We start from the raw sequence: 24,148 nt of genomic DNA, 5'->3' as shown, positions 1-24,148 counted from the left end.
GCCCCGCCCCTAACGCGCCCACAACACCCTGACTGCGACCGGCCGGCGTCTCCGGTGAAGGAACTTTCAAACGGACACTCGCCGTACGGCGCACCATGGTCACCTTCCTCGCCGGGGGTACGGGCACCCCCAAACTCCTCGACGGGGCCGCCGGGGTGTTCGACCCCGCCGAGACGACCGTCGTCGCCAACACCGGCGACGACGTGGAACTCGGCGGTCACCTCGTCTGTCCCGACGTGGACACCGTCCTCTTCGCCGGCGGCGGCGTCCTCGACACCGACCGCTGGTGGGGCGTCGCCGGCGACACCACCGCGACGGACGACGAACTCCACCGCCTCGCCGACGCGGCCGGCCTCGAATCCGGCCCGCGCTACCTCCCCGAGTCGGCCCAGACCGCCGGCCGCGATATCGCCCGCTGGCGGCGCTTTTCGGGCGTCGCGGAGTTCATGGAAATCGGCGACCGCGACCGCGCGGTCCACATCACCCGCACCTCGCTTCTCGACGAGGGGAACACGCTCACCGAGGTCACACAGGCGCTCGCCGACGCCTTCGACCTCGACGTGTCGGTCCGCCCGATGAGCGACGACCCCGTGGCGACCCTGATTCACACCGACGAGGGGACGATGCACTTCCAGGAGTACTGGGTCCACCGCCGGGCCGACCCCACCGTCCGCGACGTGGAGTTCCGCGGCGCAGACGACGCGACCGTCACCGACGAGGTCGCCGACGCGCTCGAAGAGCCCGTCGTCGTCGGCCCCTCGAACCCCGTCACGAGCATCGGCCCGATGCTCGCCATCGACGGCTTCGCGGACGCCCTCGCCGACACGCCGGTCGTCGCCGTCTCGCCGTTCGTGGAGGACACCGTGTTCTCCGGCCCAGCGGCCGACCTCATGGCCGGCGTCGGCTACGAGCCATCGACCGCGGGCGTCGCCGAGGCCTACCCCTTCGCCGACGCGTTCGTCCTCGACGCGGACGACGGAACCGACCTCAACCGCCCGGTGGTCAGGACCGACACCCGAATCGACGGGCCCGAGGACGCCGAGCGCGTCGCCCGCGCCGTTTCCGAGGCGCTCGCGGAGGTGTCGTGATGTTCGCCCCGCGAGTCGCCGTCGCGAGTCTCAGCGGCGAGTCCGACGCCGCGTGGGCCGACGCCGCGGCCCCCCACGTCGGCGCGGCGTTCCTCGGCGGCGTCGCCCTCGATGAGCCCTCGCAGGCGGCGGCCCGCGACCTCGTCGCCCGCGGCCGCTCGGAGTTCCTCGCCGACGACCCGGTCGCCTTCGTCGCCGACCAGCTCGATTCCCTCGCCGGATTCGACGGCGAAGACCGCTTCGTCGCCGTCAACGTCAGAGCGACCTCGCCCGACCCGATTCGGGCGGTCGCCGCCGTCTGCGCCGACCGCGGCGCGGGCGTGGAGATAAACGCCCACTGCCGACAGGACGAACTCCGCGCCGTCGGGTGCGGCGAGACGCTCCTGCGCGACGGCGACCGATTGGCCGACTACGTCGCCGCGGCCGCCGAGTCGGACGCGCCGGTCGGCGCGAAAGTCCGCGCCGAAATCGACGGCGTCGACCTCCCGAGCCTCGCGGCCGCGCTCGCCGACGCGGGGGCCGACTGGCTCCACGTCGACGCGATGGACTCCGAGGCCGTGATTGCCGACGTGGCCGCCGCCGCGCCCGACCTCTTTCTCGTCGCCAACAACGGCGTCCGCGACCGCGCGACGGCGACCGAGTACCTCGACTACGGGGCCGACGCGGTGAGCGTCGGGCGGCCGAGCGACAACCCGACGGTCCTCCGCCGGGTCCGAACCGCCGTGGACGACTGGTTCGCCGAACGCGAGAACGCCGCCGAGTCGGGCGACGACAGCGGGGTGTCGGCCTGATGGTCGCGCCCGTCTCCGACCGCGGGTTCGCCCCCGCGCGACACGCCGAACTCGCGCTCCTGCTCGAAGTCGCCGGGACGCCCAAACCGGGGAACGTCGACCGCCGCCGCGACCTCTCTGACCTGCATTTCGAGCACTTCCTGACGGGCGCGGTCGGCTCCGCGGACGGCCTCGAACTGGCCGAATCGGGCGCACCGGTCGGCGAGGCGTTCGAGGAGGCGGTCGCCGGCATGAGCCGACAGGGCGGCGGCAACACCCAGTTCGGCTGTCTCCTGCTTCTCGTCCCGCTCGTCCGGGCCGCGGCCGACGACGGCCGCGACCTCTCGCCCGCCGGCGCGACCGCCGTGGTCGAATCGACCACCGTCGCCGACGCGGTCGCGTTCTACCGCGCCTTCGAACACGTGGACGTGGCCGTCGGCGACGTACCGGAGGACGCCCCCGACCTCGACGTTCGGCGCGGCGGCGACGCGGCCGACGCGCTCCGGGACCGCGGGTTGACGCTGTACGACGTGATGGACCTGAGCGCCGAGCGCGACGCCAACGCCCGCGAGTGGACCGGCGGCTTCGCTCGGACGTTCCGCGCGGCCGAGGCCATTCTCACCGGTGACGGTCCCGTCACCGACCGCGTCGCCCGCGCGTTCCTCGACTTGCTCGCCGAGGAACCGGACACGCTCGTGGCGACGAACCACGGCGAGGCCGTCGCCCGCGACGTGATGGACCGCGCGGCCGCTGTCTCGGACCTCGGCGAGGCCGAGGAGCTGGCCGAGGCGTTCGTCGCCGAGGGCATCAACCCCGGGACGACCGCCGACATCGCCTGCGCGGCGACGTTCGTCGCGCTGGAGCGGGGGGTCCCGCTGTGAGCGACGAGGGCGACTCGGGAACCGAACCCGCGGTCGAGTGGCCCGTGGAACTCCGCGGCGTCACCGAGACGGTCGTCGCCACGCTCGGGCCGAACGACCGGTGGAACTTCGCGGCGCTCGGCGTCCACGCGCCCGAGACCGACCGCGGCGACGACGAGGGCGACGCCTCCGCCGGCAGGCCCGCGAACCCGCCCGCGACCGCGACGACGTGGGGCAACACCCGAACGCGCCGGAACTTCCACCGGCAGGGCGGCGGCGTCGTCCAGTTCGTTTCCGACCCGCGGGCGTTCGTGGAGGCCGCGATGACGATTCACGAGCGAGATTCGCCGGTCCTCGATTCGGCCGACGCGTGGGCCGAAGTCGAGGCGACGCCGGTCGATTCCGGTGCGGACGGCGGGACCGAGTGGGAAGACTGGGAGCTCCGCCCCGTCGACGCCGCAATCGAGCGGACCCGACCGTTCACCATCAACCGCGGCTTCGGCGCGGTCATCGACGCGACGGTGGCGGCCTCGCGGCTCGACGTGCCCGCCTTCGACACCGGCGACCTGCTGGACCGACTCGACTACTTCGCCGAGACGGTCGAGAAATGCGGCGGGGAACGAGAGCGCGAGGCGTTCGCGCGAATCGACGAGTTGACGGGCTGGCGCGAGCGGGCGGCCGCGAGACGGAACGAATCGTTTTAGTGTTCGTCCGGGGAATCTTCCGACATGGCAATCAAGCCCAAGTACGTCAAGCAGCTTGGTAACATCCTGCTGGAGCGATACCCGCAGGCGTTCAACACGGACTTCGAGACGAACAAGGACAGCGTCGAGGAACTGACCACGGTCGAGTCGAAGGGCGTCCGCAACCGCATCGCCGGCTACATCACGCGCAAGAAGGGCGGCCAGGGCGCGTAAGTTCGAGTCAGTCGATTCTCTCTGCGAACACATCTTCTCCGGCCCGCGCGGAGCGGCCGCGCCGGTCCGCCGCGCCGTCGCGCCGTCCCCAGTAAACGATTCCCGTACGTACCGCTCCCGAGCCATCCCCACCGCTCTCCATCTCCCTCCATCGCTCGTGAGCCGACCGGAGGAAGCGTTTAGTCCGCCCTCCCGAGACGCACCGACATGCGCGTCATCGGTCACCGCGGCTGTCCCGCCCTCGCCCCCGAGAACACGCTCGCCGCCTTCGAGGCGGCCGCAACGCGACTCGACTGGGTCGAACTCGACGTTCGACGCTGCGGCTCCGGCGAACTCGTCGTCTTCCACGACGAGACGCTCGACCGCCTGACCGGCGCGACCGGCCGCGTCGCCGATGCGAGTCTGGCGGAGCTACAGGAGCTCACGGTCGGCGACTCCGACGAGCCGATTCCGACGCTCGCCGCGGTGTTCGACGCCCTCCCGGACCGCGTCGCGGTCAACGTCGAACTGAAGCAGACCGGTCTCGCCGCCGACCTCGCGGCCGTCGTCGGCGACGCGGGACACGAGGTGCTCGTGTCGTCGTTCGACCCGGACGCACTTCGAGCGGTGCGCGAAACGGCCGCGCTCCCGGTCGCGTTTCTCTTCGCCGCCGACTGGGAGAGCGCGCTCTCGGTCGCCACCGCTCTCAACTGCGCCGCCGTCCACCCGCACTACGACCTGCTCTCGTCGGCGCGGGTCGAGGAGGCGCACGACCGCGGCTTCGAGGTCAACGCGTGGACGGTCCCCGACCGCGAGGTCGCGCGGCGACTCCGGGAGTACGGCGTGGACGGCGTCGTCGTCGACGACCCGGGAGTCGCGGGGTGAACGACGGGCCACCGACTGCCGGCTACTGACTGCCAACTACCGAGACCGAGCGCCCCCGCGAAACGCCTGAAACGCCGATTGGTCCCGTTTCACACCGAGGGCGACGACGATGCAGACCCCGACGACGGCAGTCGAGAGGGCGCTATCGGGAATGTAGCCGTTCGCCATCCCGAGTTCGACGCAGGTCCCGACGAAGACGGCGGCGAGCGCCGCGGAGACGAAGTCGGGTTCGCGCTCGTCGGCGTAGTGTGCGGCGACCGCGACGGCGGCGAACCCGGCGAGGACGACGTTGAGAAACAGCCAGACGAGCGCGGATTGGACCATATCGGTCCTCCTCGATGCCGGGCGAGAATGTAAGCGTTCTGTCGTGAAACCGCAGACCTCCGATTTAGAACCGGTCGACGCGGCCCGAGGCGGCCCACGCGTCGGTCGGCGCGCCGGCGGGGACGCGGCGGCCACAGCCCGTGACCGATTCGAGGCGGCCGGCGTACCGCCAGCGGTTTTCGTTCCACGTCTCCTCGCCGTCTTCTGCGGCCGCGGCGGCCGCGGCGACCGACTGGTCGTGGAGGTGCGCGCCGACGGCGGCGGCGATGGCCGCGGCCTCCTCGGCGTCGGCGTCGTCCGGAATCGACAGCCCAGACAGCAGTTCGCCGCTCATAGCGGGATGTTGCCGTGTTTCTTGTCGGGCTGGGACTTGCGCTTGGAGTTCAGCATCCGGAGGTCCGAGATGAGCCGCTCGCGGGTCTCGCCGGGTTCGATGACGTCGTCGATGAAGCCGCGGTCCGCGGCGGTGTAGGGGTTGGCGAACTCCTCGCGGTACTCCTCGATGAGTTCGTCGCGGCGGGCGTCGGGGTCGTCCGCGGCGTCGAGTTCGTCGCGGTAGAGGATGTTGACCGCGCCCTGCGGGCCCATCACGGCGATTTCGGCGGTCGGCCACGCGTAGTTCACGTCCGCGCCGAGGTGCTTCGAGGCCATCACGTCGTACGCGCCGCCGTAGGCCTTGCGCGTGATGACGGTCATGAGGGGGACCGTCGCCTCGGAGTAGGCGTACAGCAGTTTCGCGCCGTGGCGGATGATGCCGTTGTGTTCCTGGTCGGTGCCGGGCAGGAAGCCCGGCACGTCCACGAACGAGAGGATGGGGATGTTGAAGGAGTCGCAAAAGCGGATGAAGCGCGCGCCCTTCTCGGAGGCCTCGATGTTGAGGGTGCCGGCGTTCACGCGGGGCTGGTTGGCGACGATGCCGACCGAGCGACCGTCGAGACGGCCGAAGCCGACGACGATGTTCTTCGCGAAGTCCTCCTGGACGCCGAAGAAGGAGCCCTCGTCGAGGACGCCGTCGAGCACGTCGTGGATGTCGTAGGGCTTGCGGGGCTGGTCGGGCACGACCTCGGCGAGGTCGTCGTCGACGCGCTCGGGGTCGTCCCACGGTTCGACGCGCGGCGGGTCCTCGACGTTGTTCTGCGGGAGGTACGAAAGCAGGTGGCGGATGTCGTCGAGCGCCTGTTCTTCGGTGTCGGTGGCGAAGTGGGCGACCCCGCTGGTCGAGGTGTGGGTCGTCGCGCCGCCGAGTTCGTCGAAGGTGACCTCCTCGCCCGTGACCGTCTTGATGACGTCCGGGCCGGTGATGAACATGTGGCTCGTGTCGCGGACCATGAACGTGAAGTCCGTCAGCGCGGGGGAGTACACCGCGCCGCCCGCGCAGGGGCCCATGATGGCCGAAATCTGCGGGATGACGCCCGAGGCCTCGGTGTTGCGGCGGAAGATTTCGCCGAAGCCGCCGAGCGACTGGACGCCCTCCTGAATCCGCGCGCCGGCGGAGTCGTTGAGGCCGACGACGGGCGCGCCGACCTCCATCGCCTTGTCCATCACCTTACAGACCTTCTCGGCGAACACCTCGCCGAGCGAGCCGCCGAAGACGGTGAAGTCGTGGGCGAAGACGAAGACGGTTCGGCCGTCCACCTCGCCGTAGCCGGTGATGACCCCGTCACCGGGGAGCTTCGTCTCCTCCATGCCGAACTTGTGGTTGCGGTGGGTCCGGAACTGGTCGAACTCGCGGAAGGTGCCGTCGTCGAGGAAGTAGTCGATGCGCTCGCGGGCGGTCATCTTGCCCTTGTCGTGCTGGGAGGCGATTCGGTCCTCGCCGCCGCCCTTCAGGGCTTCCTCGCGCTTCTCGCGGAGTTCGTCGATCCGGTCTTCCATCGTCATGCCAGACCACCTTCGCTCATTGGAGCAACGGTCCGCAGTCCTCGGTCAAAGGAGTTCCGCAATCCGGCAACCCATGATTCGACAGTTGTCGAAAAATAGATGGAACAATCATCATAGTTGGCGGCGCGGACGCGGGCCGCTCCTCGGAGCGCGTCGGCGGAACACGGAGGTTTCGGAGGCGAGTCGTCGCCCCGAACGCGGCGGGGTGGTCGCCGCTCAGACGACCGAATCGGGCTGACGCAGGCCGAAGAAGGCGGCGGCGGACGCGACGACGGCGACGCCGACGGTCGGCCAGAAGCCGATGGTCGTGTCCACGCCGAAGTGCGTGAGGAGCGTGAAGACGAGGAACAGCGGGAGGACGACGCCGACGGCGAAGAGCCACGGCGTGCCGAGGGACTTCCCGAAGTCGCCCGCGCCCGCGGCGAACTCTTCGAGCGCTTCGCGTCCCATGACCCAGCCGACGAACAGGAGGAACGCGGCGAGGCCGGCGGTCAGGAGGACGTTCACGAGCGGTCCGGCGACGAAGCCGAAGATGCCCGGGTTGAACGCGCAGACGCCCCCGGTGACGGCGACGACCCCGGTCATCCCGGCGACGGCGCGGTGGCGGGAGACGCCGTACTCGTCGACGAGGAACGCGACGGGGATTTCGAGCATGCTGATGGAACTCGACAGCGCCGCGAGCGTCACGACGGCGAAGAACGCGGTGGCGATGAGCGTCCCCGCGGGGAGCTGTGAGAACGCCCCGGCGAGGCCGACGAACAGCGCGCCCGGCCCCGTGCCGGTCTCGGTCGGGTTGATGCCCTGCGAGAACAGAAGCGGGAAGACGACGAGGCCGGTGACGACCCCGACCGCCGTGTTGAGGACGGCGATGGCGCTCCCGTCGAAGGGGAGCGAGCGGTCCTCGTCGAGGTACGAGGAGTAGGTTATCATCGTGCCCGCGCCGAGCGAGAGGGTAAACAGCGCCTGCCCGGCGGCGGGGCCGAGGATAGCGAAGAAGTTCTCGGAGATGACCGAGGGGTCGAACCGGAGGAAAAAGGCGTAGCCGGCGGCCGCGTTGGGCTGGGTCGCGGCCCACGCGGCGAGGCCGACGAGGAGAACGAGCACGGCGGGCATCATGACCTTCGTGCCGAGTTCGATGCCCTTGCGGACGCCCGCGAAGACGATGAGCGCGGTCAGGCCGAGAAACAGGAGGTGGTAGAGCGCCGCGTCGACGCCGGCGGAGACGCCGCCGAAGTACTGCCCCGGGTTCGTGAAGTACGCGGGGTTGCCGCCGACGACCGCGGCCCCGCTTTCGAGAAGATAGCGGAAAATCCACCCGCCGACGACGCTGTAGAACGAGAGCAACGAGATGCCGGTGACGACCGAGAACGCGCCGACGACGCCCCACGTTCTCGACCCCGAGAGGTCCCGGAGCGCGCCGACCGGCGACTTCTTCGCGCGCCGGCCGATGACGAACTCGCCGAGCAGACCGGGGACGCCGACGAGGAGTACGATGCCGAGGTACACGACGAGGAACGCGCTGCCGCCGTTTTCGGCGGTCTGCCACGGGAACCGCCAGATGTTCCCGAGGCCGACCGCGCTGCCGACGGCCGCGAGGATGAACCCGAGCCGTGTTGCCCATGTTTCTCGTGTCATTGCCACCCATTGCCAGTCCACCGGTAAAAGGGCTTTCGAACCGACGATGCGTCATCGGAGAAATTTAACGGTTTTGAGTGGTCTACGCGTGAAAATCGCCGCCGAATAGTCGAGAAAAAAGCGCCGCTACCGACGATTCCTAGGCGTCCGAAACTCGGGACCGGCCGCCGCCTCAGAGCGGCGGGACGATGGCCGGACTCTCGGCGAGGAACAGCGTCTGGAGGCCGAGGGCGAGCGTCGCCACGACGGCGACGATGACGAGGGTGCGGGCGAGCCAGAGCCACGTCAGGCCGACGCCCTCGCCGAGTCCGCTCCCCTTCATCAGCTCGTCGATGGCGGGCGCGCCGTAGACCCACGCCGCGAAGACGAGGATACCGAGGACCGAAAGCGGGAGGAGAAGCTGGTAGGCCAGCGTGTCGAACCAGCCGAGCCACGCGGAGTCCATCGCCGAGGGGACGCCCAGCAGGAAGATGACGCCGCCGAGGCCGACGGCCATCTGCGGGCGGGACACGTCGTAGTTGTCGATGGCCCACGAGACGACGACTTCGAGCAGGCTAATCGCCGACGAGAGCGCCGCGATGAGCACGACCGCGAAGAAGACGAGGCCGATTATCTGACCGCCGGGGATGTCGCCGAACGCGCCGGCGACGCTGATGAACACCGCGCCCGCGCCGCTCGTGTTGGGGTCGATGCCCTGCGCGAACAGCAGCGGGAGGACGACGAGCCCGGCGAGGATGCCGACGAAGCTGTTCAGGAAGACGATGGTGATGCCGTCGCCGAACAGGCTCTGGTCGCCGTCGATGTAGGAGGCGTAGGTGATCATCGCGCCCATGCCGAGCGACAGCGAGAAGAACGCCTGCCCGACCGCGAAGGGCACGATTTCGGCGAGGTTCTCCGAGAGCGCGTTGAAGTCGGGCGAGAGGAAGTACGCGTAGCCCGCCGACGCGCCGGGCAGCGTGAAGGCGAAGACGGCGAGCGCGCCGAGGATGACGACGATGCTCGGCACCATCAGTTTCGTCGCCTTCTCGATGCCGTCTTCGATGCCGGCGGCGACGATGCCGACGACGAGCGCCATGAACACGGCGTGGAGCGCGAGCGCGTCCATCCCGGCGGACACCTGGCCGAAGTACTCCGCGGGGGCGGCGAAGTACGCGCCGGTCAGGCTGCCGCCGATGTACCGGAGGACCCAGCCGCCGACGACGCTGTAGTACGACAGAATCCAGAAGCCGGTGAACAGGCCGATAGCGCCGACGACGCGCCACTCCTTGTACCCGAGTTTCTCGAAGGCGCTGATGGTGTTGAGGTTGGCTTTGCGTCCGATGACGAACTCGGCGAGGATGGCCGGGAGGCCGATGCCGAGCGCCGCGACGAGGTAGACGATCAGGAAGGAGGCACCGCCGAATTCGGCGGTCTTGAACGGGAACTGCCAGATGTTCCCGAGGCCGACCGCGCTGCCGACGGCCGCGAGGATGAACCCTGCCCTGGTTGCCCACGTTTCACGTTCGGTCATGTCTATCACCCTGTTGCCGATGTGGGTGTGATAAATGACGCGGTATGCCGTCGCATATCGGAGTGAAAATCAACATAATTCTCCAACCAACTATACCACGTGGAACGTTCGTCCGAATTCAGGCCCCGTATCTCCTCATTTTTCTAACGAGTGTCGTGTTCGTGAATTCCTTGCGCACCGCGTAAAAATTCGTGCGCACCGAAACGGATGTCACCCCATCACGTGGCGGATGTTGCCACGAGACGGGCGGCTCAGGCCTCGCCGTACACCGGCACTGCCGCGCCGCTCGTCACGGGGGTCGCGTCCGAACAGAGCGCGAGGACGGTCCGGGCGATTTCCTCGGGTTTCACCCACTTGTCGAAGTCGGCGTCGGACATCATCTCGCGGTTCATCGGCGTGTCGATGACGCTCGGCATGACCGCGTTCGCGCGCACGACACCGCGGTTCTCCTCGGCGATGGTCTCCGTGAGCAGGCGGACGCCGGCCTTCGACGCCCGGTAGACGCCGTCGCCCTCGCCGCCTTCCAGCGACGAGCGCGCCGAGACGCTCACGACGGAGCCCTCGGTCTCGCGGAGGTGCGGTACCGCGTGTTTCGACGCGAGGAACATCGTCTTGAGGTTCACGTCGAACAGGAAGTCGAAGGTGTCCGCGTCCGTCTCGTCGACGGGCGTCCCGCCGCGCCACGTCCCGGCGATGTTGGCGAGGTGGTCGAGGCGGCCGAAGTCGGAGACGACCGCGTCGACGATACGCGCCACGTCGCCCTCGTCGGTGAAGTCGCCCTCGTAGAACCGAACCTCCTCGGACTCGAAGAAGCCGTCCTCGTCGTCGGGTTCGACCACGTCCGCGGCCGCGACTGACGCGCCCGCTTCGTAGAACGCGCGGGCGACCGCGCCGCCGAGCGCGCCGCTCGCACCGGTCACGAGAGCCACGGTTCCGTCGAAGTCGAATACCACGTCCATGTCCGTGCGATACGTGCGCACGGAACATAATTCGGTCGCGGCTGTGCGCCGGTCGGCGACCGGTCGCGTCGTCGCCCTTCCGCGTCGGTGACCGCCGGCTCGGATTGCGGCGGGCACGACGAGGCGGTCCCGTCAGGGCGTGATAACCAGTTTGCCGAGGAAGCTGTCTTCCATGACGGCGCGGTGGGCCTCGGCGGCCTCGTCGAGGTCGTAGGTCCGCGCCACGTCGATTTCGAACTCGCCCGCGCCCATCTGGCCGGCGAGTTCGCGCAGGGGCGCAGAGAGGTCGGGCGTGTTGAACATGCTCATCATCGTCAGCGAGAGGTCCTTGCCGCGGGCCGCCGACGACAGGTCGAAGCCGACTTCGGGGTCGTTCTCGCCGATGCCGACGATGCGACCGCCGGTCGTGGCCACGTCGGCGTCGAACTGGAGGTAGTCGTCCAGCCGGTGGTCGAGCGTCAGGTCCACGCCGTCGCCGGTCGCGGCGTCCACGACGGCGTCGGCGAGGTCGTCGCGGTCGTAGTCGAGGACCACGTCCGCGCCGAGTTCGGATACCCGGTCGTGGTAGTCGGGCGCGGCGGTGGCGACGACGCGGGCACCGGACGCGGCGGCGAGTTGGACCGCGGCGTGGCCCACGCCGCCGGAGCCGCCGTGAATCAAGACCGTGTCGCCCAGTTGCATCCGGCCGTGGTCGACGAGGGCGCGCCACGCGGTGACGCCGGCGACGCCCGCGCCGCCGGCCGCGACGAGGTCCACGTCGTCCGAGAGGACGGCCAGCCGGTCGGTCGGGACGGCCGCGAACTCGGCGTAGCCGCCGTAGTGGTCCTTGCCGATGCCGGTGCCGACGACGCGGTCGCCCTCCGCGAATCCCGTCACGTCGGCCCCGACCGCCGCGACCGTTCCGGCCACGTCGACGCCGGGAATCATCGGCATCGCAAACGGCTGGTACGCCCCCGTTCGGAAGTACGTGTCCACGGGGTTGACGCCCGCGGCCGCGACTTCGACGAGGACCTCGCCCGCCGCCGGTTCGGGCGTGTCGATGTCGTCTACCTGAAGCACGTCGCGTCCGCCGTGGTCGTGGAATCTGACAGCGCGCATGGGGCACGATGGGGTCGGGCGGGTGATAAATTCGGCCGACTCGGAGCGAATCGTGGCGGGTCGGCGCGGCCGTCGCGTCGGCCCGAGCCCCGCGGTTGCCGAAACACACATTTTCCGCCCGGTGAAACGTCGGTTCATGCCGTCCAGAACGTGCCCCGACTGCGACGTGTCGATGGCGTCGGTCGGCCACAAGACGACGTACAACGGCGACGGACTCCGCGTCGACACCGACGGCGGACTGCTCGGCGCGCTCGACATCCGCGGGTCGTACGTGCAAGCCTACGTCTGCGAGTCCTGCGGACTCGTCCGATTCTACGCCGAGTGAGGTGCCGCGTCGAACTGTTATTTCGACCCCGAGTAAACGTCCTGCGGCAATTTTCTCAGTCGTGCCTGAACGGAGATGAATGGGATTTAAGCGCGTGCCTTTCCCTCCCACGCATGGTAATGAAGCTTCACGAATACCAGGCGAAGGATATCTTCGCAGAGGCTGGGATTCCGGTGCCAGAGTCCCGTCTCGCGTCGTCGGTAGATGAGGTCATGGAGGCGGTCGAGGAGATCGGATACCCCGCCGCCATCAAGGCGCAGGTACACGTCGGTGGGCGTGGCAAGGCCGGTGGCATCAAAATCGCCATGGACGAGGACGAGGCCCGGGAGGCCGCAGAGGACATCCTCGGGATGGACCTCAAGGGCTACACGGTCGACCGGGTGCTCGTCGAGGCCGGCGTCGACTTCGAGAACGAACTGTACGTCGGCGTCACGATGGACCGCAGCGAGGGCAAACCCGTCGCGATGGTCTCGACGGAGGGCGGCGTCAACATCGAGGAAGTCGCGGAAGAGACCCCCGAGGCAATCGCCCGCGAGCACATCGACCCCGCGTTCGGCCTGCACCCCTATCAGGCCCGCAAGGTCGTCTTCGAGGCGGGTATCCCCCGCGACGTCGCCTTCGACGTCGCCTCGTTCCTCACGACGCTGTACGACCTCTACGAGTCGAACGACGCGTCGGACATCGAAATCAACCCCGTCATGATCACCTCGGACCGCGACATCGTCGCCGCGGACGCCGTCATGAACATCGACGACGACGCCCTGTTCCGCCACGACGACCTCGCGGCGATGGAAGAGGACGCCTACGAGAACGACCTCGAAGCCAAGGCCGGCGAGTACGGCTTCGACTACGTCCGCCTGTCGGGTAACGTCGGCATCATCGGCAACGGGGCGGGCCTCGTCATGACGACGCTCGACCTCGTGGACTACTTCGGCGGCGAACCCGCCAACTTCCTCGACATCGGTGGCGGCGCGAAGGCCGAGCGCGTGGCGAACGCGCTGGACATGGTGTTCTCCGACGAGAACGTCGACTCCGTCGTGTTCAACATCTTCGGCGGCATCACCCGCGGCGACGAGGTCGCCAAGGGTATCAACGAGGCGCTGGAGAGCTTCGACGAGATTCCCAAGCCGGTCGTCGTCCGCCTCGCGGGCACGAACGCCGAGGAGGGCATGGAGATTCTGAACACGGACCTCGTACAGGTCGAGGGGACGCTGGAGGACGCCGTCCAGCGTGCCGTCGGGAACGCACAGGAGGTGTCCCAATGAGCATTTTCGTCGACGACGACACGCGAGTGGTTGTACAGGGTATCACCGGTGGGGAAGGCAAGTTCCACACCCGGCAGATGGTGGAGTACGGCACGAACGTCGTCGCCGGGACCTCCCCCGGAAAGGGCGGTCAGGACGTCGACGGCATCCCCGTCTACGACACCGTCGAAGAGGCGGTCGACGAGGAGGACGCCAACGCCTCCGTCGTGTTCGTCCCGCCGGCGTTCGCCGGCGACGCCATCTTCGAGGCGCTCGACACGGACCTCGACCTCGTCGTGGCCATCACCGAGGGCGTCCCGACGCAGGACATGGCCAAGGTGAACAAGCGCCTGTCTGAGACCGACACGCGCCTCATCGGCCCCAACTGTCCCGGCATCATCACGCCCGGCGAGGCCAAACTCGGCATCCTCCCCGGCAACATCTTCGAGGAGGGGAACGTCGGCCTCGTCTCCCGCTCCGGCACGCTCACCTATCAGGTCGTCTCGAACCTGACCGAGCGCGGCATCGGCCAGACCACCGCCATCGGCATCGGCGGCGACCCCATCATCGGCACGTCGTTCGTCGACGCCCTCGAAGCGTTCGAGAACGACCCCGACACCCACGCCGTCGTCATGTGCGGCGAAATCGGCGGCGAGGACGAAGAGCAGGCCGCGAAGTTCATCGCGGAGAACATGGACACGCCCGTCGCCGGCTTCATCGCCGGCCGCACGGCCCCGCCGGGCAAGCGCATGGGTCACGCCGGCGCTATCGTCTCCGGGTCGGGAACGGGTACCGCCGAGTCCAAGATTTCCGCCCTCAACGACGCGGGCGTCCCCGTCGGCGACACCCCCAACGAGGTCGCCGACCACATCGAAGACTTCCTCTAACCCGCTTCGAGCGCGGTTTTTTCGGTTCTCTTCGGTTCTTTTCCCTTATCGCAACGCCGCCCCGCACAGCCCACAGCGCCCGCCGTCGGCCGCGTTCGGCACGCCGCACTCTCCGCAGACGGTCGTCCGCCGCCGCGACTTCTCCCGCGCGGACCGCAGGAACGTCGTCGGGTCGAGCGCCGTGCCGGTCGGCCCGCCGCCCTCGTCGACCCTATCGAGGACGCGCTCGACGAGGTCGTCCTCGCGCATGGCGTCGAGTAGCCTGACGAATCCGACGAACAACAGCGACGGCGCGACGATGCAGAAGCCCGCCACGAGCAGGCGGAACTCGGTTTCCATGTGCTCTGCTAGCGCTCGACAAACCTATGGTTGGCGCTCGGGCCGAACCGGCCCGTGGTCCGCGGCCCTCGGAGCCTGTTCGGCCGTCACCGCGACGCTATATTATCTAGTTTGATATTCGGACGCACGGATTTATGCACCGCATTCGGTTCGGTACGGTAATGGCCGAGAATCTCGTTTTGGAGGCCGAATCACGGCTTCCTGATGCGATTACGGAGAGCTACACGCGACGGCTCGTCGCCGCGATGCTGCTCGTCTCAGTCCTCGTCGCCGGCGTCGGAGCCGTCCAGTATCAACAGACGGCATCCACGATTGACGAGAACGCCCGCGCCGACCTGCTCACCGAGGCCGAACGCGAGGCCCTGCAGGTGGACACGTGGTTCGACGAGCGCGAACGCCTCGCGACCATCGTCGCCGACGACCCCGCCGCCGGGAGCACGCTCGACGGGCGGTCCTCGACGACACTGACGGCCGCGAAAGCGGACATGCCCGCGGACGTGGCCGCGCTCCACTTCGTCGACACCGAGACGACGACCGTCATCGGGTCGTCCGAGGAGGGCGCGGTCGGGACGACGCTGTTCGAAGACGGGTCGCTTCCGCTCCCCGCGAGCGCCGACCTCTCGGACGACGGCGTCGAGCGGACCACCGTCTACGTCGAAGACGGCGTCGCCTACATGGGCTTCGTCGCGCCGCTTCCGTCCATCGAGCCGCGTGCAATCGTCCTCGTCGCCGAGGCGTCCTCGCTCGGGGCCGCGCTCGACGGCAACCGCATCGACGGCGGCTTCACCCAACTCGTGACGACCGACGGGAACGTCCTCTACGACGGCGGCGGCGGCCGGTCGAACGTCGCCTATCCCGCGGCCGAGGCGTCCGAACTCGACGACGCCTTCGCCGGCGAGACGGGCGTCACCCGCCTCGCCCCGGTCGAGGGCTTCGTCTCCTCGCCGCACGTCGTCGCGCACGTTCCCGTCTCCGGCGGCGTGCTCCTCCTGCACGCTCCCGCGAGCAGCGTCTTCGCCCTCTCCCGCAGCGTCGGCCTCCAGATTGCGACGCTGCTGGCGCTCTCGATACTCGGCTTCGTCGTCTTCGCGCTCATCGTCCGCGGGAACACCGCGCGCCCGCTCGTCGATCTCGCGTCGACCGTCGCCGCGCTCCGCGACGGCGACCTCGGCGTCGACCTCGAAACCGACCGGAAAGACGAGTTCGGAGAGGTCGTCCGCGGCATCGGCAACCTCCGGGACGACCTCCGCGACCAGCGGACCGACGCCCGGACCTACAGCGAGGCGATGACCCGCGCGGCCGACGGCGACCTCCGCGTCCGCCTCCCGACCGACTCCGAGAGCCGAGACATGGCGACCGTCGCCGCCGCGTACAACGAGATGATGGACGACATCGAACGGACCGTCGGCACGGTCAAGACCTTCGGCGAGGACGTGGCGACGCTCGCCGACCGCGTGGCCGACCGCGCCGACGACGTGTCCGCCGCGAGCGAGGAGGTGTCGGCGTCGGTCCAGCAGATTTCCGAGGGCGCGAGCGAGCAGACCGATAGCCTCGTCGCCGCCGCCGACGAGATAAACGACCTCTCCGCGTCCATCCAGCAGATCGCCTCGTCGGCCGACGAGCTCGTCCGGCTCACCGAGGAGGCCGAGGCGCGCTCGCTCGACGGGCAGACCGCCGCCACCGACGCCCTCGACGACATCGACGCCGTGCGCGCCGAGACGGAGGCGACCGCCGACGAGGTCCGCGAACTCGACGACCGCCTCGCCAGAATCGAGGAAATCGTCGAGGTCATCACCGACATCGCCGAGCAGACCGACATCCTCGCGCTCAACGCGAACATCGAGGCCGCCCGCGCGGGCGAGGCCGGCGAGGGGTTCGCCGTCGTCTCCAACGAGGTCAAACAGCTCGCACAGGAGACGAAGTCCTCGGCGGGCGACATCGAGTCGCTCGTCGCCGAAATCGAGACCCAGCGCGACGCCGTCGTCTCCCGCATCGAACGCATGCAGGCGCAGGTCGAAGAGAGCGCCACCTCGGTCGACGAGGCGCTGTCCTCGTTCGACGGCATCGTCGAGCGCGTCGAGGAGACGACCGCGAGCGTCCACGAGATTTCGGACGCCACGGGCAGTCAGGCCGACTCCTCCCAAGAGGTGCTCTCGATGACCGACGAAATCGCGGGCATCTCCGAGGAGACCGCCGCCGAGGCCGAGAACGTCTCCGCGACCGCGGAAGAACAGAGCGCCGCGCTCGTCGACGTCAACGGTGACGTGCGCGAGCTCTCGTCGCACGTGAGCCACCTCGACGACCTCTTGGACGCGTTCGAGGTCGACGACGGCGGCGACGTGGCCGCGACCGTCGACGACGTGCTCGGCGAGGACGCGACGGGGGGTCCCGACCCGGACCAGGCCCCCGCCGCATCCGAGTCGCGCCCCGACCGAGAACCCTCGCCCGCGGACGACTGAGATGCGCGTCGACGACATCATGACCGAGGAGGTTGCGACCGTCGAACTGGGGTCGAGCGTCGCCGACTGCGCGCGAACCATGCTCCGCGAGGGCGCGGGGAGCGTCGTCGTGATGGCCGACGGCGGTCCCGCGGGCATCGTCACCGAGTCGGACGCGCTCCGCGCCGGCGTGGCGAGCGGGAAGCCGCTTTCGGCGGTCCCGGCCCGCGCGGTCATGTCGAGTCCCATCAAGTGGATTCGACCGGACTCCACGACGCGCGTGGCCGCCGAGAAAATGCGCGAAACGAAGGTGAAAAAGCTCGTCGTCGTCGACGGCTCGGAGATGGTCGGCATCGTGACCGCCACGGACATCGCCTTCCACCTCTCTGACGTGGCCCGCGGCGTCGGCCAGATGATAGAACTCAAGGACAAGTGGGAGTCGGACCGGCGGTTCCGCTGACCGTCGCTGGCCGCTGTCCCGCGGTGACTGGTAGCATCGAACAGTCACCGGCGAAGCGTTGATTACGCCGTCTCGCGTCTAGTCGCGACGAGTGTACGACCGTCTCGCGTCGATTCGTCCCCGCGTCCGGTCCGGCCTCGAACGAGCGTTCGCGGCGGACCACACACCTCACGAGGTGGCCGCCAGCTTCGCGTTCGGCGTCTTCTTCGTGGCCATGCCCACCGCGGGGACCGCCCTCGCGCTGTTCGCCCTCATCGGCTACTTCGTCGAGCGCGCGAGCCGACTCGCGCTCGTCGCCACGCTCGTCGTGTTCAATCCGCCCGTCAAGTGGGCGGTCTACGGCGCGAGCTTCTGGCTCGGCTCGCACCTGCTCGGGCCGGTCCCGGGGACGTCCGTCGCCGACGTGTCGCTCAGTTCCGGCGTCGACATCCTGTTCCGACAGCTCGTCGGCAACACGATTCTCGCCGTCGCCCTCGCCGTCGTCGGCTACGCGGTGACGCTCCAACTGGCGCGCCTGCACCACCGGCGACAGCCGTCTGCGTCGCCGGCGGGAACCGCCGAGAGTCGAAGCGACGACGCCCGACCCGACGTGCCGTCGTGACTACCGCTGTGACTGTTCTTCTCTGCCCTCCTCGAACGCCCGGAGCGACTGGATGAGCTTGTAGCCCAGATAGACGACCGCGAGCGGGATGAGGAGCAACAGGCCGAGGATGACGAGTTCCGGACCGCCGGGAATCTGCAGGAGGGTCATGGTCGGTGTTCGCGGGGGGAAGCCATAGTGGTTGGTGGTGCGGTGTCGAAATGCACAGGAGGGGTCACTAGATGTGTGTTGCGCGTCGATGCACCCGCGGTTGAACTCGCCGTAAATATTTGGTCGCGTTAGTGACAATCTGTTGCCATGTATTTGATGGCACGGGTGTTAGAGAAGAGCGAAGGAATCGCGCCTGAAACAGCCACAAACGCGCTTCGAACAATCATCGGTGAGGCGTACGGTGGTCTACTGTATGCCGAAGCGAGCCGCGGAGTACCAGTCGGAGGCAACTTGCTAGACGGCTTAGTCGTACTAGGATTGGGGGTCGTAGGCTCTGTTGAAATCCTCCGCGACTGATAGTTTGCTGAGGCCGTGCTGCATACAGGGCGCAAGTCGGTCACTGACTATTCAGATTCTGACGAGTGATTCAGAGGACAGAGCTAACAGATAGAATAGGTTGATTGGAGTGTCCCATCCGACTCGTACAAGAAGTAAACATCACCGAGACAATCGGAAATGGAAACCTCAGACTGAGCTTGTCCCTCTGATGTAGTGGCGGATACAGTTACTGACCGAGAGTCTTCTGGCAACGATTCTTCAGTGATACCTGCAACAACTTCGGTCGTCTGTGCATCGACAGTGAATGTATCTTGATATATGATGGTTCCATCACGCTCAACACCGATTGTCAGAGTCACATCGCGGTTTAGCGAATTTTCAATATGGATTTTATGTGGGTAATCTCCATCGCCAGACACAATGAATGAAGCATTATCGATTGGGGTTGGTGTTGGTGTCGTAGATGAAGGCTGACTCTGACTAAGACAGCCACTCAACGCAAAACCCCCACTAATAGTCGTTGCGAGGAATGTTCTCCTTCTCATGGTGTCAACGAATTCACGACTCGCCAAAGGCCTTCTGTTGATTTAAAATCTGGCGAGCAATACACATACCCACCTACCCGTTGGCTCGGGAACTTTCTCTGCGGAACTCACCCTCTGTCTGTGTCACGCGGGTTCTGTCAAGTTCTAAGGAGTTCAACAAAGCCGGGTCGTATTGTTCTACATGCTCGCGCATGTAGAGTCACCCGAAAGTACGCATCACGACGACTGAAACTCTCGAATAACCCATCAAAAGCAGTCGCTCAGTCGAACACCTGATCAACACCAAACTTCGCATCTCCGTCGAAATGACCGAGGACGCCGCTACCGATGATAGAGTAGGATGCGATACTGTGCCGACTGCGTCTAAGCACATGACTCGGGAATCACGCGAGTCACGCTCGCTCCGCTCGCGTGAACCTCACTCGCAACGCTTCGCGACTCACGGCTTCACCGTTCGTTTTACTGCGACACTCCGTGTCGCACGTTGCTCGCTGGTTCAAATCTGCCCGGAACCACGTACACGACGCCGACGCGAGAGACACAGAGGTCTCTCGCGGTCGTGGCGTCGGAGAGGAGTGGGTTGGGGCAGATTTGAACTGCCGGCCTCCTCCATGTCAAGGAGGTGTCATAACCAGACTAGACCACCAACCCGGTGTGTTGCGAACATCGCCGAACGCCGAAACGCGGGAAGAGGAGTGGGTTGGGGCAGATTTGAACTGCCGGCCTCCTCCATGTCAAGGAGGTGTCATAACCAGACTAGACCACCAACCCGGTTACGGTGCTTCCCGCGTCCGTTCGGACGTATCTCTCCGTTGTCCGGGGTTACAATTTAAGCTTTCGAATCGGACTACGTGCGGCGATTCGGGTCACAGCGCGGTCCCGCCGTCCGTCGCGGTCGATTCGCCCCGAGCGGCGACCGTTCGGTGCCGGCGAGTTTCGCCAGCCCGACACGCTTAAGCCGATGTACGGATTTGTACATCATAACCCGAAGAAGTACATCGGTGATTACCAATGCAGGATTATATCGAACGTGTGACCGGCGGTGCGGACCTGACTGTCGAGGAGGCGCGGGACGCCGCGCGGGCGGTCTTCGAGGGCGCGACCGAGGCGCAGATCGGCGCGCTCCTCGCCGCGCTCCGGGCGAAAGGCGAGACAGAGGCCGAAATCGCGGGGTTCGCGCAGGGGATGCGCGACGCCGCCCTGACTATCGAGCCGGAGCGCGGGCCGCTCGTCGACACCTGCGGCACCGGCGGCGACGACTACAACACCATCAACGTCTCGACCACGAGCGCGCTCGTCGCGGCCGGCGCGGGCGCGGCGGTGGCCAAGCACGGCAACTACTCCGTCTCTTCGTCTTCTGGGAGCGCCGACGTGCTGGAGGTCGCCGGCGTGAACGTCGAGGCCGAACCCGAGTCCGTCGAAGCGTGCATCGAGGACAACGGCGTCGGCTTCATGCTCGCGCCCGTGTTCCACCCCGCGATGAAGGCCGTCATCGGCCCGCGGAAGGAGCTCGGCATGCGGACCGTCTTCAACGTCCTCGGGCCGCTGACGAACCCCGCCGGGGCCGACGCGCAGGTTCTCGGCGTCTACGACGCCGACCTCGTCCCCGTCATCGCCGAGTCGCTGTCGCACATGCCCGTCGAGCGCGCGCTCGTCGTCCACGGCTCCGGCATGGACGAAATCGCGCTCCACGACGCGACCGCGGTCGCCGAAATCGACGGCGACGAAATCACCGAGTACACCCTCACGCCCGCCGACCTCGGCCTCGAACGGGCCCCCATCGAGGACGTCGCCGGCGGCACTCCGCAGGAGAACGCCGCCGACCTCGAAGGCATCCTCACCGGCGACGTGACCGGGCCGAAGCGCGACCTCATCCTCGCCAACGCCGGCGCGGCCGTCTACGTCGCCGACCTCGCGGACTCGCTGGAGGAGGGCGTCGAGGTCGCCCGCGACGCCATCGAGTCCGGTGCCGCGAAAGCCAAACTCGACGCGCTCCGGGAGGCGTGAGATGACCCGCGTCAAAGTGTGCGGCGTCACCGACGAGGCCGACCTCGCCGCCGTCGAGGCGGCCGGTGCCGACGCGGTCGGCGCCATCTGCGACGTGCCCGTGGACACGCCCCGCGAGATACCTCGCGAGCGCGCCCGCGAGCTGTTCGCCGCCGCGCCGCCGTTCCTCACGACCGTCCTCGTGACCATGCCCGACTCCATCGACCACGCCCGCGACCTCGCCCGCGAGGTCGGCCCCGACGTGCTCCAACTCCACGGCGACTTCGCGGCCGACGACCTCGACTCGCTCCGCGCGACGGGCGTCGGGGTCGTTCCCGTCGTCGACGCGACCGACCTCGACCGCGCACGCGACCTCGCGCCCGTCGTGGACGCTATCCTCGTCGACACGCCCTCCGCGTCCGGCGCGGGCGGCACCGGCGAGACCCACGACTGGGACGCCTCGCGCGAACTCGTCGAGGCGGTCGACGTGCCCGTGGTTCTCGCGGGCGGCCTGACGCCCGACAACGTCGACGAGGCGGTTCGGACGGTCGAACCCTACGGCGTCGACGTCGCCAGCGGCGTCGAATCCGCCGGCGGCGTCAAGGACCACGACGCGGTCCGCGCGTTCGTCGCCGCGGCGAAAGCGGCCCGCGGAGCGTCCGACGACCACGAGGAGGTCGTCGCGTGACGACCCCCGACACCGACCGCGAGGAGTTCGTCTCCCTCGTCGGCGACGCGGACGAACCGGTCGTGACGCACCTCGTTTCCGACCTCGACGTGTCCGTGGACCCGCTGGCCGCGTACACGACGCTCGCCGACCGAAGCGACTACGGCTTCCTCCTGGAGAGCGCCGAGAAGGTCTCCTCCAGTAACCCGCAAGGCGCGTTCTCCGCGCCCGCGACGGCCGCCGACTCCCACGCGCGCTTCTCGTTCGTCGGCTACGACCCGGAAGCGGTCGTGACGGTCGGCCCCGACGGCGTCGACGTGACCGACCTCGGCGGTCCCGCCGCCGAGTTCGTCGGCGCGGGCGACGGCGACGTGCTCGACTCCCTGCGCGGCGCGCTCCCCGACCTCCCGCGGGTCAACTTCCCCGACACCGACCGCCAGACGCTCACCGGCGGGCTGGTCGGCTTCCTCGCCTACGAGGCCGTCTACGACCTCTGGCTCGACGAGGTCGGCCGCGAGCGCCCCGACACGGACGACCCGGACGCCGAGTTCGTCCTCACGACGCGGACGCTCTCGTTCGACCACCGCGAGGACGCCGTCCGCCTCGTCTGTACCCCCGTCGTCTCGCCCGACGACGACCCCGGCGAGGTGTACGACGGCGTCGTCGCCGAGGCCGAACGCGTCGCCGAAAAGCTTCGCGCGGCGGCCGACCCCTCGCCCGGCGGCTTCGAGCGGACCGGCGAGGACGCCGGCTCCCGCGAGGACTACGAGGCCGCCGTCAGGAAGACGAAAGACCACGTCCGCGACGGCGACATCTACCAGGGCGTCATCTCGCGCACGCGGAAGCTCCGCGGACAGGTCGACCCCGTCGGCCTGTACGCCTCGCTGCGCGAGGTGAACCCCTCGCCGTACATGTACCTGCTCCGGCACGGCGACCGGCGCGTCGTCGGCGCGAGCCCCGAGACGCTCGTCTCCGTCAGGGGCGACCGCGTCGTCGTCAACCCCATCGCGGGGACGTGCCAGCGCGGCTCCGGGCCGGTCGAGGACCGCCGCCTCGCCGGCGAACTCCTCGCGGACGGAAAGGAGCGCGCCGAGCACACCATGCTCGTCGACCTCGGCCGCAACGACGTGCGCCGGGTCTCGACGCCCGGCAGCGTCCGCGTCGAGGACTTCATGAGCATCATCAAGTACAGCCACGTCCAGCACATCGAATCGACCGTCTCGGGGACGCTCGACCCCGACTCGGACGCCTTCGACGCCACGCGCGCGACGTTCCCCGCGGGGACGCTCACCGGCGCGCCGAAGGTCCGCGCGATGGAGATTATCGACGACCTCGAAGACGAGCCCCGCGGCGTCTACGGCGGCGGCGTCGGCTACTACTCGTGGACCGGCGACGCCGACATGGCAATCGTCATCCGGACCGCGACGGTCGACTCCGACGGCGCGGAAGACGTCATCACCGTCCGCGCGGGAGCCGGCATCGTCGCCGACTCCGACCCGACCTCGGAGTACGAGGAGACCGAACAGAAGATGGGCGGGGTGCTCGACGCCGTCCGCCGCATCGAGTACGGGACCGAGGAGGTGTCGCGATGACCGCGATTCGGCTCGTCGTCGTCGACAACTTCGATTCGTTCACGTACAACCTCGTGGAGTACTTCTCCGAGCAGACCGTCGGGGGCGAACCGCTCGACATCGAGGTGCGCAAGAACACCGCCTCGCTCGACGAGATTCGCGACCTCGACCCCGACGCCATCGTCGTCTCGCCGGGGCCGGGCCACCCGAAGAACGACCGCGACGTGGGCGTGACGAACGACGTGCTCACGGAGCTGTCGTCAGAGGTTCCGACGCTCGGCGTCTGTCTCGGCCTCGAAGCCGCCGTGTACGCCTACGGCGGCACTATCGGCCACGCGCCGGAGCCGATTCACGGCAAGGCGTTCCCCGTCGACCACGACGGCGAGGGCGTCTTCGCCGGCCTCGAAGACGGCTTCCCGGCCGGTCGCTACCACTCGCTCGTCGCCACCGAGGTCCCCGACTGCTTCGACGTCTCGGCGACGACCGACCACGACGGCGAGGCGCTCGTGATGGGCGTCCGCCACCGCGAGTACCCAATCGAGTGCGTCCAGTTCCATCCGGAGAGCGTGCTCACGGGGTCCGGACACGGCGTCGTCAGAAACTTCCTCACAGAGATCGCCGGCTTCGACGTGGCCTGAGGCGAGGGGTCGCAAACGCGTCGAGATTCGACCGTCGCCGCGACCTCCCGGG

Annotated in this window: 25 protein-coding genes and 2 tRNA genes; 16 read left to right on the top strand and 11 right to left on the bottom strand. The window is 68.2% G+C overall.

The window, feature by feature from the left end; all coding sequences use genetic code 11:
* Positions 1–95: 95 nt before the first annotated feature.
* From cofD to FY251_RS13070, 6 genes are all read left to right on the top strand, one after another.
* Entirely contained in the window at positions 96–1,088 is a 993-nt protein-coding gene (cofD, locus tag FY251_RS13095) for a 2-phospho-L-lactate transferase (RefSeq protein ID WP_148415272.1), read from the top strand.
* Positions 1,088–1,879, top strand: coding sequence for a tRNA-dihydrouridine synthase (locus FY251_RS13090; RefSeq protein ID WP_148415271.1), 792 nt, complete (start codon positions 1,088–1,090; stop codon positions 1,877–1,879). Before cofD ends, FY251_RS13090 begins: the two co-directional genes overlap by 1 nt.
* Positions 1,879–2,739 carry a triphosphoribosyl-dephospho-CoA synthase gene (locus tag FY251_RS13085; protein ID WP_148415270.1) on the top strand — a complete coding sequence of 287 codons (861 nt, stop codon included), beginning with the start codon at positions 1,879–1,881 and terminating at the stop codon, positions 2,737–2,739. Before FY251_RS13090 ends, FY251_RS13085 begins: the two co-directional genes overlap by 1 nt.
* Entirely contained in the window at positions 2,736–3,422 is a 687-nt protein-coding gene (locus FY251_RS13080; protein WP_148415269.1) for a DUF447 domain-containing protein, read from the top strand. Before FY251_RS13085 ends, FY251_RS13080 begins: the two co-directional genes overlap by 4 nt.
* A gap of 24 nt (positions 3,423–3,446) precedes the next feature.
* Positions 3,447–3,635, top strand: a complete 189-nt coding sequence (locus tag FY251_RS13075) for a 30S ribosomal protein S17e (protein ID WP_004042417.1) — start codon at positions 3,447–3,449, stop codon at positions 3,633–3,635.
* Positions 3,636–3,842: 207 nt separating this feature from the next.
* Positions 3,843–4,499 (top strand): glycerophosphodiester phosphodiesterase family protein, encoded by a 657-nt coding sequence (locus tag FY251_RS13070; RefSeq protein ID WP_148415268.1) that lies wholly within the window; start codon positions 3,843–3,845, stop codon positions 4,497–4,499.
* 36 nt (positions 4,500–4,535) lie between these two features.
* Here the strand turns inward: FY251_RS13070 and FY251_RS13065 are convergent, their stop codons facing one another.
* The 7 genes from FY251_RS13065 to FY251_RS13035 all read right to left on the bottom strand — a co-directional run bounded on the left by FY251_RS13065 (position 4,536) and on the right by FY251_RS13035 (position 11,906).
* Entirely contained in the window at positions 4,536–4,823 is a 288-nt protein-coding gene (locus tag FY251_RS13065; RefSeq protein ID WP_148415267.1) for a hypothetical protein, read from the bottom strand.
* A 64-nt stretch (positions 4,824–4,887) separates the two neighbouring features.
* Positions 4,888–5,157: a hypothetical protein gene (locus tag FY251_RS13060; RefSeq protein ID WP_008575700.1), complete on the bottom strand. Its 270-nt coding sequence runs from the start codon at positions 5,155–5,157 to the stop codon at positions 4,888–4,890.
* Complete coding sequence (locus tag FY251_RS13055; RefSeq protein WP_007274609.1) at positions 5,154–6,698, bottom strand: acyl-CoA carboxylase subunit beta; 1,545 nt, start codon at positions 6,696–6,698, stop codon at positions 5,154–5,156. The genes FY251_RS13060 and FY251_RS13055 overlap by 4 nt, the downstream gene beginning before the upstream one ends.
* A 222-nt stretch (positions 6,699–6,920) precedes the next feature.
* Positions 6,921–8,339 (bottom strand): sodium-dependent transporter, encoded by a 1,419-nt coding sequence (locus tag FY251_RS13050; protein ID WP_148415266.1) that lies wholly within the window; start codon positions 8,337–8,339, stop codon positions 6,921–6,923.
* Positions 8,340–8,511: 172 nt separating this feature from the next.
* Positions 8,512–9,849, bottom strand: coding sequence for a sodium-dependent transporter (locus tag FY251_RS13045; protein ID WP_148415265.1), 1,338 nt, complete (start codon positions 9,847–9,849; stop codon positions 8,512–8,514).
* Between the two features lie 251 nt (positions 9,850–10,100).
* The gene (locus tag FY251_RS13040; protein WP_148415264.1) at positions 10,101–10,808 is read right to left on the bottom strand and encodes an SDR family oxidoreductase; all 708 of its coding nucleotides are present in this window, start codon (positions 10,806–10,808) and stop codon (positions 10,101–10,103) included.
* Positions 10,809–10,940: 132 nt separating this feature from the next.
* The gene (locus FY251_RS13035) at positions 10,941–11,906 is read right to left on the bottom strand and encodes an NADPH:quinone reductase (RefSeq protein ID WP_148415263.1); all 966 of its coding nucleotides are present in this window, start codon (positions 11,904–11,906) and stop codon (positions 10,941–10,943) included.
* Positions 11,907–12,042: 136 nt separating this feature from the next.
* Between FY251_RS13035 and FY251_RS13030 the strand changes: the two genes are divergently transcribed.
* The 3 genes from FY251_RS13030 to sucD all read left to right on the top strand — a co-directional run bounded on the left by FY251_RS13030 (position 12,043) and on the right by sucD (position 14,362).
* The gene (locus FY251_RS13030) at positions 12,043–12,231 is read left to right on the top strand and encodes a hypothetical protein (protein ID WP_148415262.1); all 189 of its coding nucleotides are present in this window, start codon (positions 12,043–12,045) and stop codon (positions 12,229–12,231) included.
* Between the two features lie 119 nt (positions 12,232–12,350).
* Complete coding sequence (sucC, locus tag FY251_RS13025) at positions 12,351–13,496, top strand: ADP-forming succinate--CoA ligase subunit beta (RefSeq protein ID WP_148415261.1); 1,146 nt, start codon at positions 12,351–12,353, stop codon at positions 13,494–13,496.
* Positions 13,493–14,362, top strand: a complete 870-nt coding sequence (gene sucD / locus FY251_RS13020) for a succinate--CoA ligase subunit alpha (protein ID WP_089781467.1) — start codon at positions 13,493–13,495, stop codon at positions 14,360–14,362. Before sucC ends, sucD begins: the two co-directional genes overlap by 4 nt.
* A gap of 45 nt (positions 14,363–14,407) precedes the next feature.
* On the opposite strand, the gene FY251_RS13015 is transcribed toward sucD, so the two are convergent.
* The gene (locus tag FY251_RS13015) at positions 14,408–14,701 is read right to left on the bottom strand and encodes a zinc ribbon domain-containing protein (RefSeq protein ID WP_148415260.1); all 294 of its coding nucleotides are present in this window, start codon (positions 14,699–14,701) and stop codon (positions 14,408–14,410) included.
* A 161-nt stretch (positions 14,702–14,862) separates the two neighbouring features.
* Between FY251_RS13015 and FY251_RS13010 the strand changes: the two genes are divergently transcribed.
* From FY251_RS13010 to FY251_RS13000, 3 genes are all read left to right on the top strand, one after another.
* On the top strand, positions 14,863–17,160 hold the full coding sequence (locus FY251_RS13010; RefSeq protein WP_148415259.1) for a methyl-accepting chemotaxis protein: 2,298 nt from the start codon (positions 14,863–14,865) through the stop codon (positions 17,158–17,160).
* A 1-nt stretch (position 17,161) separates the two neighbouring features.
* The gene (locus FY251_RS13005; RefSeq protein WP_089781473.1) at positions 17,162–17,599 is read left to right on the top strand and encodes a CBS domain-containing protein; all 438 of its coding nucleotides are present in this window, start codon (positions 17,162–17,164) and stop codon (positions 17,597–17,599) included.
* A gap of 91 nt (positions 17,600–17,690) precedes the next feature.
* Positions 17,691–18,200, top strand: coding sequence for a DUF2062 domain-containing protein (locus tag FY251_RS13000; protein WP_148415258.1), 510 nt, complete (start codon positions 17,691–17,693; stop codon positions 18,198–18,200).
* Here the strand turns inward: FY251_RS13000 and FY251_RS22590 are convergent, their stop codons facing one another.
* The 3 genes from FY251_RS22590 to FY251_RS12990 form a co-directional block, all read right to left on the bottom strand.
* On the bottom strand, positions 18,201–18,350 hold the full coding sequence (locus tag FY251_RS22590) for a hypothetical protein (RefSeq protein WP_187367410.1): 150 nt from the start codon (positions 18,348–18,350) through the stop codon (positions 18,201–18,203).
* 1,460 nt (positions 18,351–19,810) lie between these two features.
* Positions 19,811–19,885 (bottom strand) — tRNA-Val (locus FY251_RS12995).
* Positions 19,886–19,930: 45 nt separating this feature from the next.
* Positions 19,931–20,005: transfer RNA gene (locus FY251_RS12990), tRNA-Val, on the bottom strand.
* A gap of 240 nt (positions 20,006–20,245) precedes the next feature.
* Here FY251_RS12990 and trpD point away from each other — a divergent pair.
* From trpD to trpG, 4 genes are read left to right on the top strand one after another with little or no spacing between them, the layout of a single operon-like run.
* Positions 20,246–21,241, top strand: a complete 996-nt coding sequence (gene trpD / locus FY251_RS12985) for an anthranilate phosphoribosyltransferase (protein ID WP_148415257.1) — start codon at positions 20,246–20,248, stop codon at positions 21,239–21,241.
* A gap of 1 nt (position 21,242) precedes the next feature.
* Complete coding sequence (trpF, locus tag FY251_RS12980) at positions 21,243–21,908, top strand: phosphoribosylanthranilate isomerase (RefSeq protein WP_148415256.1); 666 nt, start codon at positions 21,243–21,245, stop codon at positions 21,906–21,908.
* The gene (gene trpE / locus FY251_RS12975; RefSeq protein WP_148415255.1) at positions 21,905–23,479 is read left to right on the top strand and encodes an anthranilate synthase component I; all 1,575 of its coding nucleotides are present in this window, start codon (positions 21,905–21,907) and stop codon (positions 23,477–23,479) included. The genes trpF and trpE overlap by 4 nt, the downstream gene beginning before the upstream one ends.
* Entirely contained in the window at positions 23,476–24,096 is a 621-nt protein-coding gene (gene trpG, locus FY251_RS12970) for an anthranilate synthase component II (RefSeq protein ID WP_148415254.1), read from the top strand. The genes trpE and trpG overlap by 4 nt, the downstream gene beginning before the upstream one ends.
* Positions 24,097–24,148: the final 52 nt, after the last annotated feature.

Source organism: Haloferax sp. KTX1 (assembly GCF_902410085.1).
In the GTDB taxonomy this organism is placed as follows: domain Archaea; phylum Halobacteriota; class Halobacteria; order Halobacteriales; family Haloferacaceae; genus Haloferax; species Haloferax massiliensis.
Note: the sequence above shows the minus strand (reverse complement) of the source record. Positions and strands in the feature narration are given on the sequence as shown.